We start from the raw sequence: 1,302 nt of genomic DNA on the forward strand, positions 1-1,302 counted from the left end.
GATTTCTATGGATTAAGCAAGCACCGGTATATAGTTTTTTTCATATTTCCGGTTATCTCTAACACAAGCGAAAATCCGTTTAATAATTTTATTTCTTACAGCATTGATAACGGACATTTTGTTTTTCCCTTCCTGTACTTTGCGTTGATAATACTGCTCCAAATCACTGTTTTTCATGTTAATAGCAGACATGGCAACCATATGTAAAAGTTTCTTGGATTCTTTGTTTGCATAAGGTGATACTTGACTCTTGCCACGTATACTACTACCTGAGCTGTTTTCGAAAGGAGCTGTGCCAGCATAGCAAGAAAACTTCTTAGGGCAATTAAAATTCTTGAACTCATTGGTAACAACCAACATATGGCTTGCTGTAACCGGGCCAACTGCATCTACTGATGTAACAAGTTCAAAGAGTTCATGGAGCGTTTCATCTTCCTGAATAAGCTTCTTTATCTGCTTTTCTACTTGTTTTTGTTGTTTATCAATAGACTTTACCACCGGATTAGTGATAGCTTTTTCAGTGCAATAGGCTGTTCTATTCAGAAAGCGTTTAGTTTCACCCAAAGGCTGTTGTAAAGCTGTTTTTGTTTTGAGCAAGCGTTTTCGCAGAGTAGTCAAATGAGCCAGTTGCTGTACTACTTCACGTCTAGGCACCCAAAGACGTAGCCCATCTTGATGTAGATAAGCATAACGAGCAATGCGATAAGAGTCAATTTCATCATTCTTTCCCCTAGTGAACCCTAACGTTTTTTTTATTCTTATGGCAGCTTCTAAACAAACTGAGTACTTTTTCTTTATTAGAAATTGTAAGATGTGAGCATTGTACACACCGGTGTGCTCCATACAAAATAGTATCTCATTTAAAGCTACATCCTGTTTTTCTAAGTATTTAATATACTTAGAAACTGCTTTTGCATTGTTGTCAATACGATCGTAATGGAGTTTTTGGCCTTCCTTGAGCAGGGTACAATCCAGCGTATCTTTTGCAACATCAATTCCTACTTGATAGGTGAAATTTTTCATATCTTTAGGTTTATTAGATAAATAGTTACGCTGCTTGTTCTACTTCAGAACCTTACTAACAGACCTGGCAGTCTAAATTTCTATTTGAAGATGGACAAGCAAACCGGCAGGGGGCAAAATCGCTCGATAGGTCTTCCCTACTCCACGCCTATACCTGTTCCCTGTCGGTGTAACTTTTCGGTTGTGGAAATATGGATAACTTTATCAAGTTACCCACATTTCCACAACTCAACAACAACTGATTCTTCTAAGAATATTCATATGTAACAAACCTAAAGG

General features: G+C 37.5%; 1 protein-coding gene. It reads right to left on the reverse strand.

The window, feature by feature from the left end:
* Window positions 1–12: 12 nt before the first annotated feature.
* Window positions 13–1,023: an IS110 family RNA-guided transposase gene (locus WJR50_RS34040; protein WP_341297786.1), complete on the reverse strand. Its 1,011-nt coding sequence runs from the start codon at window positions 1,021–1,023 to the stop codon at window positions 13–15.
* Window positions 1,024–1,302: the final 279 nt, after the last annotated feature.

Origin of the sequence: Catalinimonas locisalis, assembly GCF_038039535.1 — a bacterium.
Lineage (GTDB): Bacteria > Bacteroidota > Bacteroidia > Cytophagales > Cyclobacteriaceae > Catalinimonas.